This window comes from Moorena sp. SIO4A1 (genome assembly GCF_010672065.1).
Classification (GTDB): domain Bacteria; phylum Cyanobacteriota; class Cyanobacteriia; order Cyanobacteriales; family Coleofasciculaceae; genus Moorena.
Genome location: NZ_JAAHHX010000441.1, coordinates 1 through 1879, shown reverse-complemented (window position 1 = coordinate 1879; position 1879 = coordinate 1). Strand labels below are relative to the sequence as shown.

General features: G+C 42.2%; 4 protein-coding genes. 2 read left to right on the top strand and 2 right to left on the bottom strand.

All coding sequences use genetic code 11. From position 1 onward, the window contains the following. On the bottom strand, positions 1-169 hold a 169-nt coding region (locus F6K53_RS39230), incomplete at its 3' end, for a deoxyribodipyrimidine photo-lyase (RefSeq protein ID WP_293085320.1). Positions 170-492: 323 nt separating this feature from the next. Then, on the bottom strand, positions 493-723 hold the full coding sequence (locus tag F6K53_RS39225; RefSeq protein WP_075897375.1) for a hypothetical protein: 231 nt from the start codon (positions 721-723) through the stop codon (positions 493-495). 259 nt (positions 724-982) lie between these two features. Between F6K53_RS39225 and F6K53_RS39220 the strand changes: the two genes are divergently transcribed. Beyond that, positions 983-1147, top strand: coding sequence for a ribbon-helix-helix protein, CopG family (locus F6K53_RS39220; RefSeq protein WP_293085317.1), 165 nt, complete (start codon positions 983-985; stop codon positions 1145-1147). A 183-nt stretch (positions 1148-1330) separates the two neighbouring features. Beyond that, positions 1331-1786, top strand: a complete 456-nt coding sequence (locus F6K53_RS39215) for a hypothetical protein (protein WP_293085314.1) — start codon at positions 1331-1333, stop codon at positions 1784-1786. Positions 1787-1879 lie beyond the last annotated feature (93 nt).

Sequence of the window (1879 nt, the reverse complement as noted above, 5' to 3'; positions counted from 1 at the left end):
AGTACAGGGGGATAATTTGAGCTTTTTCCTGGACAGCTTGATAGAGTGGCTCATGGTCATGGATCCGTAAATCGTTGCGATACCAGATCACGATAAGTTTTTGATTCACAGTGGCTGAGGTCGGTTCTGTTTGATTTCGCCAAAATCCACGAAAGCTCAAAAATGACATTAAGCCGTAGCCCTGATGTCATGTGGTTTGTGGTGCTTTTTGTAGTTGCAGATTTTTGTAGTCCGATTGGATGGCATCCCGCAACTGCTGTAGGTGTTCGCGCTTTAGTGAGCTTTTTCACTCTACCAGAGTAACCCTTGCTGAGCAATTTTTCTACTGTGTCTCGGCGTTCGAAAAACAGAATATAAGACCAAAACTAGATTTTGACAATCTATGATTCAGAAATGGCGATAAGTTTGGCAATTTTGCGCTTAGTTTTGGGAAACTTCTGAAGTAGTTTCATCGAGCCAAATCCAACAGTAATCAGATCTAACGATTGGGTTTTATTGATGATTTGGTTGAGATGAGTGCTGTGTCATAGCGATAGCTGGGACAATGTCATCTAGTGTGATGTCGAACATAAGGGTGAAGCGAGCATCTGGTATTAAGCAGCGCAGTGCTTGCAGATGGGCTTCTGCTTGATTGCGGCGGCGAAAGCGAGCGACAACGATTCGCTGGCATTTAGGCAGATGGCGGATGATGCGCCAAGGAAATAGTTCATCTTTATAGCTCATTGATGCACTCCTATTAATTGCTTGTTGTATTTTAGAAAAAGTTTTGTAGTCCCATCTTCATCGAATAGACTGATAGGCTACTTACAGACTTAATTCCACAGACTTAATTCCAATACATGGTGTAATTATGTTAATTAAGTTATCAAGTGTCTATACTTAAAATAAGCTTCTGATATAACTTGGGTGTGTAGGCGATTAGCCCAAGGAATGAGAAGCATACAGATAACACAAGGAGAATAGAAAATCCTAGTCAACAAACATGCTAACGCCGAGCAGCATTAAGAAACTAGACAAATTGGCCAAGAGGTTGAAGAGCAGTCGCAGCGAGTTGGTAGAGCAGTTTGCTAGAAGTCAAGATGATCCTAGTCTGGTTGCCCAGACACAAATGCTGGAGGAGCGACAATCGCGGGAATTTAATTCTTAATGGTAAGAGCCCACCTAGGGTATTTTTGACTGAGAGATCCAATCAGGTTGGAATCCCACGGCAGAAGCGGAAGTAGACATTAAGGAGCTCGAACTGCTATTAGAGGAGTTGCACAAACGACAAACATGCTAATTTTGCCAACAATCCGGAAGTCTGCGGTGACCTTAGAAGATCATTAGTGAGATGTATCTAACGCGATCGCATACCCTTTCCATCGTATATCGCTCCAGGTTGGCAAAAGATGCCTTAGGTGATCCTGTAGGCATGAACGCTCAACTAAAAAGTGCTAGCCCACAGCATATTTTAAGTCATTTCATGGTACAGTTTCGCATGAATAAACTCTTCCGATGTCTTGGTGCGCGTTCCCATGGCGAGGGCATCTCGCCGGGGTCGCACCGCTACCTAGGAATTATTGTCACTCTTATCTTAAATAGTATCGGGCTACAATCCTGTACCCCTAAAATTACTCCCTGTCTCATTCAAACTGAAGAAGCTCGAAGTATAAGTGTGCAGTCTAATGAACCTATCTATAACGAAATTTTTGGCAATCAAGAATGCTCACCTCAAAAGCTTGTCTTGAGAGTTCCTGTCAACCCAAAACCAGAACGACTCTATTTCCTTGGACTTAACTTGCAGTGAATCTACTATCCATTTAAGTGTTAATACTGAATTTTGGGAAGACTTTTTGATTGTAGCCTTATTTACAAAATTTTGCTCTAGTGTTTATCTGAA